Origin of the sequence: Pantoea sp. C8B4 (genome assembly GCF_051336905.1) — a bacterium.
In the GTDB taxonomy this organism is placed as follows: Bacteria; Pseudomonadota; Gammaproteobacteria; order Enterobacterales; family Enterobacteriaceae; genus Pantoea; species Pantoea rwandensis_B.
Window position 1 is genome coordinate 56180 of sequence record NZ_JBGMNK010000017.1, and the last position, 15474, is coordinate 71653.

The 15474-nt window shown below is 53.1% G+C and carries 17 protein-coding genes; 13 read left to right on the forward strand and 4 right to left on the reverse strand.

The genetic code is table 11. From position 1 onward, the window contains the following. Positions 1–7: 7 nt before the first annotated feature. A complete protein-coding gene (gene ung, locus ACCW76_RS17935; RefSeq protein WP_038645341.1) occupies positions 8–685 on the reverse strand; it encodes a uracil-DNA glycosylase in 678 nt (225 codons plus the stop codon). 264 nt (positions 686–949) lie between these two features. Between ung and grcA the strand changes: the two genes are divergently transcribed. After that, the gene (gene grcA / locus ACCW76_RS17940) at positions 950–1333 is read left to right on the forward strand and encodes an autonomous glycyl radical cofactor GrcA (protein WP_436339540.1); all 384 of its coding nucleotides are present in this window, start codon (positions 950–952) and stop codon (positions 1331–1333) included. Between the two features lie 197 nt (positions 1334–1530). On the opposite strand, the gene srmB is transcribed toward grcA, so the two are convergent. Continuing rightward, the gene (gene srmB, locus ACCW76_RS17945; protein ID WP_034825597.1) at positions 1531–2859 is read right to left on the reverse strand and encodes an ATP-dependent RNA helicase SrmB; all 1329 of its coding nucleotides are present in this window, start codon (positions 2857–2859) and stop codon (positions 1531–1533) included. Between the two features lie 137 nt (positions 2860–2996). Here srmB and trmN point away from each other — a divergent pair, with 137 nt between their 5' ends. After that, complete coding sequence (gene trmN, locus ACCW76_RS17950) at positions 2997–3746, forward strand: tRNA(1)(Val) (adenine(37)-N(6))-methyltransferase TrmN (protein WP_038645345.1); 750 nt, start codon at positions 2997–2999, stop codon at positions 3744–3746. Here trmN and nadB read toward each other — a convergent pair. Next, a complete protein-coding gene (gene nadB / locus ACCW76_RS17955; protein ID WP_436339558.1) occupies positions 3731–5350 on the reverse strand; it encodes an L-aspartate oxidase in 1620 nt (539 codons plus the stop codon). The genes trmN and nadB overlap by 16 nt on opposite strands. Before the next feature lie 442 nt (positions 5351–5792). On the opposite strand from nadB, the gene rpoE reads away from it, so the two are divergent. The 11 genes from rpoE (at position 5793) to acpS (ending at position 15158) form a co-directional block, all read left to right on the forward strand. Further along, positions 5793–6371, forward strand: a complete 579-nt coding sequence (gene rpoE / locus ACCW76_RS17960) for an RNA polymerase sigma factor RpoE (protein WP_038645348.1) — start codon at positions 5793–5795, stop codon at positions 6369–6371. A 27-nt stretch (positions 6372–6398) separates the two neighbouring features. Further along, complete coding sequence (rseA, locus tag ACCW76_RS17965; RefSeq protein ID WP_034825605.1) at positions 6399–7058, forward strand: anti-sigma-E factor RseA; 660 nt, start codon at positions 6399–6401, stop codon at positions 7056–7058. After that, on the forward strand, positions 7058–8014 hold the full coding sequence (rseB, locus tag ACCW76_RS17970; protein WP_034825608.1) for a sigma-E factor regulatory protein RseB: 957 nt from the start codon (positions 7058–7060) through the stop codon (positions 8012–8014). Before rseA ends, rseB begins: the two co-directional genes overlap by 1 nt. Continuing rightward, complete coding sequence (rseC, locus tag ACCW76_RS17975; protein WP_436339541.1) at positions 8011–8475, forward strand: SoxR-reducing system protein RseC; 465 nt, start codon at positions 8011–8013, stop codon at positions 8473–8475. Before rseB ends, rseC begins: the two co-directional genes overlap by 4 nt. Positions 8476–8693: 218 nt before the next feature. Continuing rightward, positions 8694–10493, forward strand: a complete 1800-nt coding sequence (gene lepA, locus ACCW76_RS17980; RefSeq protein ID WP_038645354.1) for a translation elongation factor 4 — start codon at positions 8694–8696, stop codon at positions 10491–10493. 9 nt (positions 10494–10502) lie between these two features. Continuing rightward, positions 10503–11474, forward strand: a complete 972-nt coding sequence (gene lepB / locus ACCW76_RS17985) for a signal peptidase I (RefSeq protein ID WP_034825616.1) — start codon at positions 10503–10505, stop codon at positions 11472–11474. Between the two features lie 132 nt (positions 11475–11606). After that, positions 11607–12287, forward strand: a complete 681-nt coding sequence (gene rnc, locus ACCW76_RS17990) for a ribonuclease III (RefSeq protein ID WP_038645358.1) — start codon at positions 11607–11609, stop codon at positions 12285–12287. 54 nt (positions 12288–12341) lie between these two features. After that, on the forward strand, positions 12342–13244 hold the full coding sequence (gene era, locus ACCW76_RS17995; RefSeq protein WP_034825620.1) for a GTPase Era: 903 nt from the start codon (positions 12342–12344) through the stop codon (positions 13242–13244). Positions 13245–13247: 3 nt separating this feature from the next. Beyond that, the gene (gene recO / locus ACCW76_RS18000) at positions 13248–13976 is read left to right on the forward strand and encodes a DNA repair protein RecO (protein WP_436339544.1); all 729 of its coding nucleotides are present in this window, start codon (positions 13248–13250) and stop codon (positions 13974–13976) included. 70 nt (positions 13977–14046) lie between these two features. Further along, entirely contained in the window at positions 14047–14778 is a 732-nt protein-coding gene (pdxJ, locus tag ACCW76_RS18005) for a pyridoxine 5'-phosphate synthase (protein WP_436339546.1), read from the forward strand. Continuing rightward, positions 14778–15158 (forward strand): holo-ACP synthase, encoded by a 381-nt coding sequence (acpS, locus tag ACCW76_RS18010; protein ID WP_034825626.1) that lies wholly within the window; start codon positions 14778–14780, stop codon positions 15156–15158. Before pdxJ ends, acpS begins: the two co-directional genes overlap by 1 nt. On the opposite strand, the gene ACCW76_RS18015 is transcribed toward acpS, so the two are convergent. Next, positions 15155–15403 carry a YfhL family 4Fe-4S dicluster ferredoxin gene (locus ACCW76_RS18015; RefSeq protein WP_034825627.1) on the reverse strand — a complete coding sequence of 83 codons (249 nt, stop codon included), beginning with the start codon at positions 15401–15403 and terminating at the stop codon, positions 15155–15157. The genes acpS and ACCW76_RS18015 overlap by 4 nt on opposite strands. Between the last annotated feature and the right edge of the window lie 71 nt (positions 15404–15474).

The following is a 15474-nucleotide window of genomic DNA, read 5'->3' on the forward strand; positions in this document are numbered from 1 at the left end:
TTTATTTTTAAGGCAGAACGGGCATCCAGTCGATGGGCGTCTGGCCGGACTGGCTTAACAGCGCGTTCGCCTGCGAGAAGTGCTTACTGCCAAAAAAGCCGCGATGGGCGGAAAGCGGTGAGGGGTGCGGCGCTTTTAAAACATGGTGACGTTGCGTATCGATAATGCTGCCTTTCTTCTGCGCATGCGAACCCCACAGCAAGAAAATCACGCCTTCCCGATGTTGATTGATCGCGCTAATCACATTGTCCGTAAAGGTTTCCCAGCCGAATCGCGCGTGGGAATGCGCTTTACTGGCTTCTACCGTTAGCACCGTGTTCAGCAGCATCACACCTTGTGTGGCCCAGCTTTCGAGGAAGCCGTGCTGTGGGCGCGTAAAGCCCGCAATATCCTTCTCCAACTCTTTGTACATATTTAGCAGCGAAGGAGGAGTGGGCACGCCGGGAAGCACAGAGAATGCCAGACCATGCGCCTGATTAGGGCCGTGATAAGGATCCTGACCCAGAATCACCACTTTAATGTCGCCCAGCTCAGTCAGACGGAAGGCATTAAACACGTCTTTCTGCGGTGGATAAACGGTTACACCTGCTGCGCGTTCGTTGGCTACCGCTTTTAAGGTTTCGACGAAGTAAGGTTTTTCTTTCTCTTCAGCCAGCACGTCGTGCCAGGTCAGCTTCTCAGCCATCTTTAACTCCCTGCAAGAATTTGCGCCTAGCTTAACGTGTCGCACGCGGCAGCAGAAGGGTAAAAATAATTTGAAAAATTGCAGAGAAAGTTTTTGAGCGGAATGGTTTTAAATCAATTTGTTAGCCATGAGGTGAGTTTTGCCTGGCAGCATAATTGATACAGGTCAAAACGGCCCCAAAGCCCCGGTGATATATCAATGTGTCAGATCAATGGATTCACCGCGTGATATCAAATATCGCGCACTAAAGCCCTGGAGGTCACTATGATTACCGGTATTCAAATTACTCAGGCCAATAACCCAAAATTGCTGAACTCATTCTGGTTGCTGGATGATGAGAAAGCGGAAGCCCGTTGCCTGTGCGCAAAAGGCGATTTCACGGAAGATCAGATCGTTGCTATTAGCGATCTGGGCGACATTGCTTACCGTGAAATCCCGCTGGAGCAGAAACCCGAGGTGCGTATTGAGGGTGGCCAGCACCTGAACGTCAACGTGCTGCGTCGCGAAACTTTAGAAGATGCGGTTAAGCATCCGGAAAAATACCCGCAGCTGACCATTCGTGTGTCTGGTTATGCGGTGCGCTTTAATGCGCTTACCCCTGAACAGCAGCGCGATGTGATTACCCGTACTTTCACTGAAAGTCTGTAATTGATCGGCTGACGAAAAGTCACACAGCAATCCAGGCCGCGCCGATACCTTTCGGCGCGGCTTTTTTGTTTTTATCGATCCTGAAAGGGACTGCTGGATGGGCGATTGGCAGGAAAAATATAACCGAAGCGCTATTTTGGCAGGCTAAAGATAAAAAAAACGCCTCATCAGAGGCGCTTTATTGAGTGCGTGCTGATTTATTCTGCACCGCTCTCTGGTGTGCTGCTGCCGCTCGCCTTACGACGTTTACCGACATTTTTGGTGTCGCGATGACGTTGCTTAACACGCGGTTTTTCAGCTTCTTTCTCTTTGCGCTCTTTACGCTTCGCAAGGGCTTTTTTCGACGGTTTACCCGTGACTTTAGCACTCGGTGCACGCGATTCCGGACGCAACTCTTCGATGATGCGCGCTTTAATCGGCTCGTTGATATAACGGGTAATTTTACCCAGCAGCACATGGTCATGTGCCTCAACCAACGAAATCGCCGTGCCTTTACGTCCAGCACGCGCCGTACGACCAATGCGGTGCAAGTAGATATCGGCAGTGAGTGGCAGGTCATAGTTGATGACGTGAGTGACGTCATCAATGTCGATTCCGCGTGCCGCAACATCGGTCGCAATCATCACGTTGACGCGATTTTCGTTGATACGCTTAATCGCTTCATTGCGGTTTACCTGCACCATCTCACCTTCAAGATAGCTGGTACGAATACCGGCTTCGTGCAGCCAGGTCACCAGTTCATGCAGACGTTCGCGTTTACGCACAAACACAACTACGCGCTTGGCTTCAGGCTGTTTTAACAGATGCACCAACAGCTTGGTTTTGTGCTCAAGGTTGTCAGCACGATAAAACCATTGTTGAATCTTTTTACGTTCGCTTTTGCTGGGATCTGCTTCGATTGATACCGGATCGTTCAGCAGGCGCTCGGCGAAGTCTTTGATATTTTCGCCTTCCAGCGTGGCGGAGAACAGCAGCGTCTGTTTGCGCCAGCGGGTTTCCGCTGCAATGGTTTCAATATCCTGCGCGAAGCCCATGTCGACCATGCGGTCGGCTTCATCCAGAATCAGTGTTTCAACTGCGCGGCAGTCAAAGTTTTCTTCTTTGATGTACTGCAACAAGCGACCGGTGGTGGCCACCACGATGTCCTGGTTTTCGCTGAATACTTCGGCGTGGTTCATATAAGCCACACCACCGGTGATGGTGGCGATATCCAGGTGCGTGTGTTTAGCCAACTCACGTGCGTGATCGGCAACCTGCATCGCCAGTTCGCGGGTTGGCGTGAGGATCAGAATACGTGGCGGGCCCGATTTTTTGCGTGGGAAGTCGAGCAGATGCTGTAAAGCGGGCAGCAGAAAAGCAGCGGTTTTCCCCGTTCCGGTTGGCGCCGAACCCAGAACGTCACGGCCTTCCAGCGCGGCAGGAATGGTCTCAGCCTGAATGGCAGTGGGGCGCGTGAAGCCTTTTTCCTGCAGCGCTTGCAGCAGGCTTTCGTCAAGTTCGAGTTCGGAGAATGTGGTTACGGTCATGGTCTACCTCAGTTTGGGGCGCTGATTATAGACAGAACAGACATAATCTTCATCTGTTTGTGTGCAGCAGGTGAAGGTGAATTCCCCTCACGACCACGTTACACTTCCCGCAGTAGATAATTCAACGGTAGTGAAGTATGTCTCAGGACCAGCCGCAGACGCGGGCAATGTTAAGAAAAGATGGTTTTACCTTTAAGCAATTTTTCGTGGCGCATGACCGCTGTGCGATGAAAGTTGGCACTGATGGCGTGTTACTGGGTGCCTGGGCGCCGGTGGCCGGCGCGCGGCGAATTCTGGATATTGGCTGCGGCAGCGGATTGATTGCGCTGATGCTGGCACAGCGTACGCCACAGCAGGTGATGCTGGATGCGGTCGAGTTGGATGCCAGTGCGGCCAACCAGGCTGAAGAAAATGTGCAGGCTTCTCCCTGGGCCGATCGCATTACCGTGCATCAACAAAACATCGTCAGCTGGAGCGAGCAAGCGGAAAAACGTTATTCCCTGATTGTCAGCAATCCGCCTTTTTTTTCGCCGGGAACCGCGTCAGCCAGCGCAGAGCGTGATAACGCGCGCAGTACCACCACGCTGGACCATCCCACATTATTACGCTGTGCTGCTCAGTTAATTGAAGAAGAAGGTCTCTTTTGCGTGGTGCTGCCCGAGGATGCAGGAGAGAATCTCATTCAGCTGGCGCTGGCCGAAGGCTGGCATCTGCGGTATCGCTACGATGTGGCGGCTTATGCACAACGTCCGCCGAATCGTCTGGTGTTAGGTTTCTCGCCAACAGCAGGCGAAACGTTGCTGGAGCGTCTCGCCATTCGTGATGAAGATAAAAGCTACTCGGCTGACTGGCTGAGTCTGGTGAGTGATTTTTATCTGTTCCGATAATGCTCTGGCTGGAGCTGAGTCGGTAAAGCCTCAGAGAGTTGATCGGGATAATCAGGCGTATAGTGCAGGCCACGGCTCTCTTTGCGTTCCAGCGCACAGCGCACCATCAACTCCGCCACCTGCACCAGGTTGCGTAACTCCAGCAGGTTGTTGGATAGACGGAAATGCGCGTAGTACTCATCTATTTCCTGCTGCAGTAAATTAATTCTGCGCAGTGCGCGCTCAAGCCTTTTGGTGGTGCGCACAATTCCCATGTAATCCCACATGAACAGGCGCAGTTCATGCCAGTTGTGCTGAATAACGACGCGTTCGTCCGCGTCATCGACCCGGCTTTCATCCCAGGCCGGCAGTTGCTCGACGGCGGCAACATCCGGCAAGCGGCGAATCATGTCCTCCGCCGCAGACCAGCCATACACCAGACACTCCAGCAAAGAATTCGATGCCATACGATTGGCACCGTGCAGGCCGGTATAGCTCACCTCGCCAATGGCATATAGCCCATCGACATCGGTACGGCCCTGCTGATCCACCATCACGCCGCCGCAGGTGTAGTGCGCGGCAGGAACAATTGGAATGGGCTGTTTGGTCAGATCCAGTCCGAAGGTCAGCAATTTCTCGTAGATCATCGGGAAGTGCGCGCGGACAAAACTCTCTGGCTGGTGGCTAATATCCAGATACATGCAATCGACACCCAAACGCTTCATTTCATGATCGATAGCGCGCGCCACGATATCGCGCGGGGCCAGTTCGGCACGCTCGTCAAAATCAGGCATAAAACGGGTGCCATCCGGGCGCAGCAACCATGCGCCTTCGCCGCGCAACGCTTCCGTGAGCAAAAAGTTCTGTGCCTGAGGATGGAATAAACAGGTGGGGTGGAACTGATTGAATTCCAGATTGGCGACACGGCAGCCAGCACGCCATGCCATCGCAATACCATCACCAGAGGCTACATCCGGGTTGGTGGTGTACTGATACACTTTTGCTGCACCGCCAGTGGCCAGTACCACCGCACGAGCACGACAGGTTTCCACCTGTTCGCGATTGCGGTTCCAGATCCACGCGCCCACCACCCGGCGCTTACCGGGCAGCCCTAATTTGTCGGAAAGAATTAAATCAACGGCGTTAGTGCGTTCAATAATGCGGATGTTGGGATGGCTCAGCGCCTGGCTCACCAGCGTGGTTTCAACCGCGCGACCAGTGGCATCGGCGCTGTGCAGAATTCGACGATGGCTGTGCCCACCTTCGCGTGTCAGATGGTATCGCGCTTCGCCGTCACCTTGCGGTTCCTTGTCGAAGGCCACGCCATTATCGATCAACCACTGCACGCAATGGCGCGCATTGCTGGCAATAAAACTAACGGTCTCACGTTCACATAAGCCAGCACCGGCAATCAAGGTGTCTTCGACGTGAGATTCAATGCTGTCTGTTTCATCAAACACCGCGGCGATACCGCCCTGGGCATACAGCGTCGAACCTTCGTTCACCTGTGCTTTGCTTAACACGGTCACCTGGTAATAGGGTGCCAGTCGCAGCGCCAGAGACAGGCCTGCAGCACCGCTACCCACAATTAACACATCACATTGGTAATCAGGATTCGACGTCATGGTGTTTAATTTACTAAACAAAAGGTTTCCCGAGCATAAGCCTGGAAGCCGGTCCTGTGAAGTATTTTGAACAAATTACGCGGCAAAATTATCCAGAGCGGCGACATAATCACGCGATTTCAGTAAGTTATGTCCGAAAATAAGCACATCGTGTTTTTTATACCAAACACTCTGAAAATTCAGGTAATAAAGGTGAAAATTAGGGCGTCATAGGGTACTCTCCCAGCGATTATCGGTGCCGTAAATGACGCCAACGGCGTAGCAAGTCGCTACACTGAAAGACAATCAACAACAATGATGTCGTGGTTCCGATACGGAAAATATCTGGTCGTGGTGAACTTCAGGCCAACATATGACTCTAAGCGCATGCTTGCTCAGAACAATGAGATGTGCTGGCAGTTCACTTACGCATAAAAAGAGATTTGGGGAGACATTACCTCGGATGAGCGAGCAGTTAACGGATCAGGTTCTCGTTGAGCGGGTTCAGAAGGGAGATCAAAAGTCATTTAATTTACTGGTTATTCGATACCAGCATAAAGTGGCGAGCCTGGTTTCACGTTATGTCCCATCAGGCGATGTGCCTGATGTGGTTCAGGAATCCTTTATTAAAGCGTATCGCGCACTGGAATCTTTCCGTGGCGATAGCGCCTTTTATACATGGCTGTACCGCATTGCGGTGAATACAGCAAAGAACTATTTAGTGGCTCAGGGGCGTCGTCCGCCATCCAGCGATGTGGATGCTATCGATGCAGAAAATTTCGAAAGTGCGGGTGCATTAAAAGAAATTTCGAACCCTGAGAACTTAATGTTGTCAGAGGAACTGAAACAAATTGTTTTTCGGACCATTGAGGCGCTTCCCGAAGATCTGCGTATGGCCATCACCCTCAGGGAGTTGGATGGTTTAAGTTACGAAGAGATTGCCGCCATCATGGATTGCCCGGTGGGTACCGTTCGTTCGCGTATCTTCCGTGCCCGAGAGGCCATTGATAATAAAGTTCAACCGCTTATCCAACGTCAGTGATAACGGCTACTGGAAGGGTACCAAAGCATGCAGAAAGAAAAACTTTCCGCTTTAATGGATGGTGAAACTCTCGATAACGAGCTGTTGGCGTCGTTGTCGAAGGATGCAGATCTTCAAAAAAGCTGGGAGAGCTACCATCTAATCCGCGACACCTTACGAGGTGATGTCGGTGAAGTGCTGCATTTTGATATCTCCGCACGCGTTGCAGCGGCCATTGAAAATGAGCCATTGCGCAAAGTGACTCCGCTGATTCCTGAAGCGCAGCCTGAGCCATCACGCTGGGAGAAAATGCCGTTTTGGCGCCGTGGCGGCACCTGGACTGCACAACTGGCGCAGATTGGTGTGGCTGCCTGTGTCTCGCTGGCAGTGATTGTGGGTGTTCAGCACTACAATACTCAGCCTGGCAGCAGTGCAACGGAAACCTCAGATTCTCCAGCGTTTAATACGCTGCCGATGATGGGTAAAGCTTCTCCTGTCAGTCTTGGCGTCCCTTCTGACGCGTTTGACACCAATAGCTCTAACCAGCAGGTGCAGGAACAGCGTCGTCGTGTGAATGCCATGCTGCAGGACTATGAACTGCAACGCCGTCTGCATGCTGATCAGGTCCAGTTCGATGAAAAGAATGATCCACAGCAGGCGCAAGCTAACGTTCCCGGAAATCAGTCGTTAGGAACTCAACAGCAGTAATGAAGCAACTTTGGTGTGCCGTTAGCCTGCTGGCAGGCAGCCTGCTTTGGTCCTCCACCGCCCCGGCGCAGACATCTGCTTCCGGGGCGTTGTTACAGCAGATGGAGCAGGCAAGCCAGAACCTCAACTACGAATTCGCCTACATCAATGTCTCTCGTCTTGGCATTGAATCTCTGCGCTATCGTCATGCAGTTATCGATAATCGTATCTTTGCCCAACTGTTGCAGATGGATGGGCCGCGTCGTGAAGTGATTCAGCGTGGCAATGACATCAGCTACTTTGAGCCAGGGCTTGATCCCTTCTCGCTACCGGGCAATCACATTATTGATGCGCTGCCTGCATTGATGTTTGCTGATTTCTCCCGCCTTGGTGATGCCTACGATTTTATTCCGGTAGGACGTTCGCGTATGGCCGATCAAATGTGCGAAGTGGTGCGCATCGTGTCGCGTGATGGCACGCGTTACAGCTATGTCGTGTGGCTGGATGTTGATACTAAATTGCCGCTACGTATTGATTTGCTGGATCGCGATGGTGAAACGCTGGAGCAGTTCCGTGTCATCAGCTTTGCGGTGGATGAAGGCGTGCGTAATCTGATGCAGGGGCTGGAAAAAGCCAATCTGCCGCCAACGCTGTCATTACCGGCGGGCGATAAAGTGCAGCTCAGCTGGCAGCCAGGCTGGTTGCCTGCGGGTATGACACTGATTTCGCAGAGTCGCCGCGATATGCCAGCCATGAATAAAACCGTAGAATCTCGTCTGTACAGCGATGGCTTATTCAGCTTTGCTATCAACATTACGCCTGCCGATAAAAGCAGTGTGCCGCAGTCATTGCGCACTGGGCGTCGTACGGTGCAGACAGAAGTGCGCGATAATCGTGAAATCACCGTGGTGGGCGAATTACCGCCTGCAACGGCCAAACGTATCGCGGACAGCATAGATTCAGGTGCACAAAAATGATGAGAGAATGGGCCACCGTGGTGGCGTGGGAAAAAGGCATTGCCACGCTGCACTCGGAAGCGAAAACCTCCTGTAACAGCTGTTCAGCCCGCAAAGGCTGCGGCAGCCACGCGCTCAATCAACTTGGGCCGAAAAATGCTCATATCATGACCATTGCCAGCCCGGAGCCTTTACAGCCCGGACAGCGCATTGAATTGGGTATCCGTGAAAGCAGTCTGCTGGGTTCAGCGCTGCTGGTTTACATGACGCCGCTGTTTGGCCTGTTTTTAGTCGCAGGTCTGTTTCAGATGCTGTTCCACAGCGATCTGGCGGCGGCCTGCGGTGCGCTGTTAGGCGGCATTGGTGGCTTTATTGTGGCTAAAGGTGTTTCCAGCGTGTTCGGTCATCGGGAAGCCTTTCAGCCGATCATCCTCAGCGTTGCGTTACCGCCCGATGCCATACGCGTAGAAAATGAAGGTTGATCCCTGCCAGGGCCGCGCAATGCGCGGCTTTTTCATTTAGGCTTACCCGCTGAAATCTGTTGCGATTCCCCACAGTTCCATTCTTTAACGCGCGGCGTTAACAGTGTAATATGCGTCGTCATTAATGAGGCTGACAGGATTCCGGGTAAAGCTCACTTTCCTGAATGTGTCTGTGCTCAAGTTTTCCACTGATTTTTTACGTGAAGATATTCATATAAATGAAGCACATACGAAATTTCTCCATCATCGCACACATCGACCACGGCAAATCAACGCTCTCTGACCGCTTGATTCAGATTTGTGGTGGCCTCAGCGATCGTGAGATGGCGGCGCAGGTTCTGGATTCTATGGATCTGGAGCGCGAGCGCGGCATTACCATCAAAGCGCAAAGCGTAACGCTCGATTACAAAGCGCTGAACGGTGAAACTTACCAGCTCAATTTTATCGATACTCCCGGCCACGTTGACTTCTCCTATGAAGTTTCCCGCTCGTTAGCGGCTTGTGAAGGGGCATTGCTGGTGGTCGATGCAGGTCAGGGCGTTGAAGCACAGACGCTGGCGAACTGCTACACCGCAATGGAAATGGATCTGGAAGTGGTACCGGTTCTGAACAAAATCGACTTGCCTGCGGCCGATCCTGAGCGCGTGGCGGAAGAGATTGAAGATATCGTTGGTATTGATGCGGCTGATGCCGTGCGCTGCTCGGCGAAAACCGGCGTTGGCGTTCCGGATGTGCTTGAGCGTCTGGTGCGTGATATTCCACCACCGGAAGGTGATCCGGAAGGCCCACTGCAGGCGCTGATCATCGACTCATGGTTCGATAACTACCTGGGCGTTGTGTCGCTGATTCGTATCAAGAACGGTACGCTGCGCAAAGGCGACAAAGTGAAGGTGATGAGCACCGGTCAGACCTATAACGCTGATCGCTTAGGTATCTTTACACCGAAACAGGTTGACCGTAATGAACTCAATTGCGGTGAAGTGGGCTGGCTGGTGTGTGCAATCAAAGACATCCTCGGCGCGCCAGTAGGCGATACCTTAACGCTGCAGCGAAATCCTGCTGACAAAGTGTTGCCAGGCTTTAAAAAAGTGAAGCCACAGGTTTATGCCGGTCTGTTCCCGATCAGCTCTGATGACTATGAAGCATTCCGAGATGCGCTGGGCAAATTGAGCCTGAACGATGCCTCACTGTTCTACGAACCCGAGAGTTCAACAGCGCTGGGCTTTGGCTTCCGCATCGGCTTCCTTGGCCTGCTGCACATGGAGATCATTCAGGAACGTCTGGAGCGTGAATACGATCTCGACCTGATCACCACTGCGCCGACGGTTGTCTATGAAGTGCTGACGACCGATGGTCAAACTGTCTATGTCGATAGCCCATCCAAGCTGCCGCCACTGAACAATATTGAAGAACTGCGCGAACCGATCGCCGAGTGTCACATGCTGCTGCCGCAGGAGTTCCTCGGCAACGTGATCACCCTGTGTATTGAGAAACGCGGTGTGCAGACCAACATGGTTTACCACGGTAAACAGGTTGCGCTGACCTATGAAATCCCAATGGCAGAAGTGGTACTCGACTTCTTCGACCGTCTGAAATCAACGTCTCGCGGCTATGCATCGCTGGACTATAACTTTAAACGTTTCCAGGCCTCTGACATGGTGCGTGTCGACGTGATGATTAACTCAGAACGTGTAGATGCGCTGGCGCTGATTACCCACCGTGATAACTCTCAGTATCGTGGCCGCGACCTCGTGGAGAAGATGAAAGATCTGATCCCACGTCAGCAGTTCGATATTGCGATTCAGGCGGCAATCGGCAACCACATTATCGCTCGCTCAACGGTCAAGCAGCTGCGTAAAAACGTCCTGGCGAAATGCTATGGCGGTGACGTGAGCCGTAAGAAGAAACTGTTGCAGAAGCAGAAAGACGGTAAGAAGCGAATGAAGCAGGTCGGCAACGTTGAGCTGCCGCAGGAAGCATTCCTTGCCATTCTGCATGTCGGTAAAGACAGCAAATAAGGAACTTTAATGGCTAATATGTTCGCCCTGATTCTGGTGATCGCCACGCTAATAACGGGTGTTATCTGGTGTATCGATCGCTTTAAATGGGCTCCGGCGCGTCGTGCTAAGCAGGCAGCTGCACAAGCGCAGGCGGGCAACACATTGGACGGCAAAACGCTGGCCAAAGTGGCGGCTCAGCCAGGCTGGGTAGAAACGGCGGCATCGGTGTTCCCGGTGCTGGCGGTGGTACTGATCGTTCGCTCGTTTATTTTTGAGCCGTTCCAGATCCCATCAGGTTCCATGATGCCGACGTTGCTGATTGGTGATTTTATTCTGGTGGAGAAGTTTGCTTACGGCATCAAAGATCCGATTACTCAAACCACGCTGATCCCAACGGGTCATCCGCAGCGCGGTGATGTGGCGGTGTTTAAATACCCGAAAGATCCGAGCGTCGATTACATTAAACGTGTGATCGGTCTGCCGGGCGACAAAGTGGTGTTTGATCCTTACAGCAAAACGCTGACGGTTAACCCGGGTTGTGGCACAGGCAAATGCGATACCGCGTTGCCGATCACCTATACCAACGTGGAGCCAAGCCGCTTCATTCAAACCTTCAGCGGCTTTGATGGCAATGAAACCGGCAACGGCTTCTTTGAAGCACCACAGGGCGAAACCATGAAGGGCGGCCTGCGTCTGGGAACACGTAAAGAGACGCTGGGCACGGTGACGCACGATATCCTGTTAGTAAACGAAGCGCAGAGCCAGGCAAGCATGTATTATCAGCAGCCGGGTCAGCCGCAATCCACGTGGATCGTGCCGGAAGGGCAATATTTCATGATGGGTGATAACCGCGATAACAGCGCCGACAGCCGCTACTGGGGCTTTGTGCCTGAGAAGAATCTGGTCGGTAAAGCGGTGGCTATCTGGATGAGCTTTGAGAAACAAGAAGGACAGTGGCCAACGGGCGTGCGCTTAAGTCGCATCGGCGGAATCCACTAAGCATTATGCCCACTGCGGTGGGCAACACGGTTGGCCTCTTTCGGGGGGCCACTGCACACGAAACAGAACGTGTTGGAAGCTCAGCCCTGTTTCGTATGCAGAGTTACAGACGCACAGAATAACTGGAATCGCATGAACCCCATCCTTATTAACAAGCTGCAGCGCAAACTGGGCTACACTTTTACTCATCCGGAACTACTGCAGCAAGCATTGACTCACCGCAGTGCCAGCAGTAAGCACAATGAACGTCTTGAGTTTCTTGGCGATTCCATTCTCAGCTATGTGATTGCCAATGCGCTTTATCATCGCTTCCCACGCGTGGATGAAGGTGACATGAGCCGCATGCGCGCTACGCTGGTGCGGGGCAATACCCTGGCAGAGATGGCGCGTGAGTTTGAACTCGGCGAATGTTTACGTCTTGGTCCGGGCGAGTTGAAGAGTGGCGGTTTCCGTCGCGAATCGATTCTTGCTGATACGGTTGAAGCGCTGATTGGCGGTATCTTCCTCGACAGCAACATTCAAACCGTTGAGAAACTGATTCTCGATTGGTACCAAAATCGCCTTGATGAGATCAGCCCGGGTGATAAGCAAAAAGATCCAAAAACGCGTCTGCAGGAGTTTCTGCAAGGGCGTCACCTGCCGCTGCCTTCTTATCTGGTGGTGCAGGTGCGTGGCGAAGCCCACGATCAGGAATTCACCATTCACTGTCAGGTGAGTGGCATGGCAGACCCGGTGGTGGGTGTAGGTTCCAGCCGCCGTAAAGCAGAGCAAGCTGCCGCTGAACAGGCATTAATTAAGCTTGGTCTCGAATAAAATACATAGTCATATCGCAGCGTCGACAGCGACGCTGCCCAAGTCAGGACTCGAATGAGCGAAATCGAAACACACAGCGGCTTTATCGCGATTGTTGGCCGACCTAACGTTGGCAAATCCACCTTACTGAACCAGTTACTGGGGCAGAAAGTGTCGATCACCTCGCGTAAACCGCAAACCACGCGTCACCGCATCATGGGCATTCACACCGAAGGCGCTTATCAGGCGATCTACGTGGATACCCCAGGGCTGCACATGGAAGAGAAGCGGGCGATTAACCGCCTGATGAACCGTGCTGCCAGCAGCTCAATTGGTGATGTGGAGCTGGTGATTTTTGTTGTTGAAGGCACCCGCTGGACGCCGGACGATGAAATGGTCTTGAACAAGCTACGCGACGGCAAAGTGCCGGTGGTGCTGGCCGTTAACAAGGTCGACAATATTCAGGATAAAACCATTCTGCTGCCGCACCTGCAGTTCCTGAGCCAGCAGATGAACTTCCTTGAGATCGTGCCGATCTCGGCGGAAAGCGGTAAAAACGTCGATGCGATTGCCGCTATCGCGCGTAAATGCCTGCCGAAATCTGACCATCACTTCCCGGAAGATTACATCACCGATCGCTCACAGCGCTTTATGGCGTCTGAGATCATCCGTGAAAAACTGATGCGCTTCCTCGGCGCCGAACTGCCTTACTCAGTGACCGTGGAAATCGAACAATTCGTCTCTAACGATCGTGGTGGTTATGACATCAACGGTCTGATCCTCGTCGAGCGCGAAGGGCAGAAGAAGATGGTGATTGGCAACAAAGGCGCCAAGATTAAAACCATCGGTATTGAAGCGCGTAAAGACATGGAAGAGATGTTTGAAGCTAAAGTACATCTCGAACTGTGGGTTAAAGTGAAATCGGGTTGGGCGGATGACGAACGTGCACTGCGCAGCCTGGGCTATACAGACGAATAATTGATGGAAGGCTGGCAACGCGCCTTTGTGCTGCATAGTCGCCCTTACAGCGAAACCAGCCTCCTGCTCGATCTGTTCAGCGAAAGCGAAGGGCGAGTCCGCGTCCTCGCCAAAGGCGCACGCTCGCGCCGTTCCCAACTCAAAGGTGCACTCCAACCCTTCACGCCTCTGCTGGTGCGTTGGGGAGGGCGTGGCGAAGTTAAAACGCTGCGCAGCGCCGAAGCGGTGTCGCTGGCATTACCGCTCAGTGGCATCACGCTCTATTGCGGGCTGTACGTTAACGAACTGCTGTCCCGCGTGCTTGAGCAGGAAATTCCTTTCTCCGATCTTTTCTTTGATTATCTCCATTGCATCCAGATGCTGGCCGCAGGCAGCGGCACGCCTGAACCGGCGCTGCGTCGCTTTGAACTGGCGCTGCTGGGGCATCTGGGTTACGGCGTGGATTTCCTGCACTGTGCGGGCAGTGGTGAAGAGATCGATGACGGCATGACGTACAGCTACCGAGAAGAGAAGGGCTTTATCGCCAGCCTGGTCGTCAACCAGCGCAGTTTTACCGGCCGCCAGTTGCGTGCGCTGTGGGAACGCGATTTTCCCGATGCTGACAGCCTGCGAGCTGCCAAGCGCTTTACGCGTATGGCGCTTAAGCCTTATCTGGGCGGTAAACCGTTAAAGAGCCAGGAACTGTTTCGCCAGTTTGTGCCAAAAAAGAAGCCCGATGTGGCAAACGACTAGCGCTGGTCGTACCGCCTGATATGCTCAGCACGGTACACTGCAAACACACTGAACCTATTTAAGGATTGTCATGGCTGAGTTGCTGTTAGGGGTCAACATTGACCACATCGCCACCGTACGTAACGCACGTGGCACGAATTATCCCGATCCAGTCCAGGCTGCGTTTGTTTCTGAACAGGCGGGCGCAGATGGCATCACTGTGCACCTGCGTGAAGATCGTCGTCATATCACCGATCGCGATGTGCGTATTCTGCGCGACACCATCCAGACGCGCATGAATCTGGAAATGGCGGTGACCGATGAGATGATCGACATTGCCTGCGACATCAAGCCGCACTTCGTGTGTCTGGTGCCAGAAAAACGCCAGGAAGTGACCACTGAAGGCGGATTAGATGTGGCGGGTCAGCAGGACAAAATCAACGCAGCGGTTCGCCTGCTGAGCGAAGCGGGTATCCTGGTGTCGCTGTTTATCGATGCCGATCATCGACAGATTGAAGCGGCCGTTGCCAGCGGCGCACCTTACATTGAGATCCACACCGGTGCCTACGCGGAAGCACCGGAAGGGCTGGGGCGTGAAGCCGAGCTGTCTCGTATTCGCAAAGCGGCCACGTTTGCAGCCAGCCTGGGCTTGAAGGTCAATGCCGGTCACGGTCTGACGTATCACAATGTGCAACCGATCGCTGAACTGCCGGAGATGCACGAGCTTAACATTGGTCACGCTATCATTGGCCGTGCGCTGTTCAGTGGCCTGGCGGATGCGGTGTCAGAGATGAAGCAGCTGATGCGGGAAGCGCGTCGCTAATGGCGATTCTTGGACTCGGCAGTGACATCGTTGAAATTGAACGTATTGCCGGTGTGATTGAGCGATCCGGCGATCGTCTGGCGCGTCGCGTCTTAAGCGAAGCCGAGTGGCAACAGTATCAGGCGCACCAGCAACCGGTGCGTTTTCTTGCCAAACGTTTTGCGGTGAAAGAAGCGGCGGCCAAAGCCTTTGGTACCGGGATTCGCGGTGGCCTGGCCTTTAATCAATTCGAAGTGTACAACGACGCGCTTGGCAAACCGGGCTTACGCTTTTTCGAACAGGCAAAAGTGATTGCCAGCCAGTTGGGCGTGAAACATGTGCATGTTACCCTGGCCGATGAGCGCCACTACGCCTGCGCAACGGTGATCATCGAAGACTAAGGGTGCAACACGACAAATTTCTCCCACAGCGCCTCACGGGTTTCCGGGTGCTGTGGGTCAGAAATGATGGTGTTATCAATCGGGCAGACGCTTTGGCAGGTCGGCACATCATAATGGCCTACGCACTCGGTGCAGCGGTCGACATCAATCTCATAGATCATCTCACCTAAGCTGATAGCCTGGTTCGGGCATTCAGGTTCGCACATATCGCAATTGATGCATTTCGCCGTAATGAGTAAAGCCATGATCGCCGTTAGCCTGAGAAAGAAGGCGCGCACCTTATCATAAAATCGGCTTCTGCAGGCGCAGGGTTTAT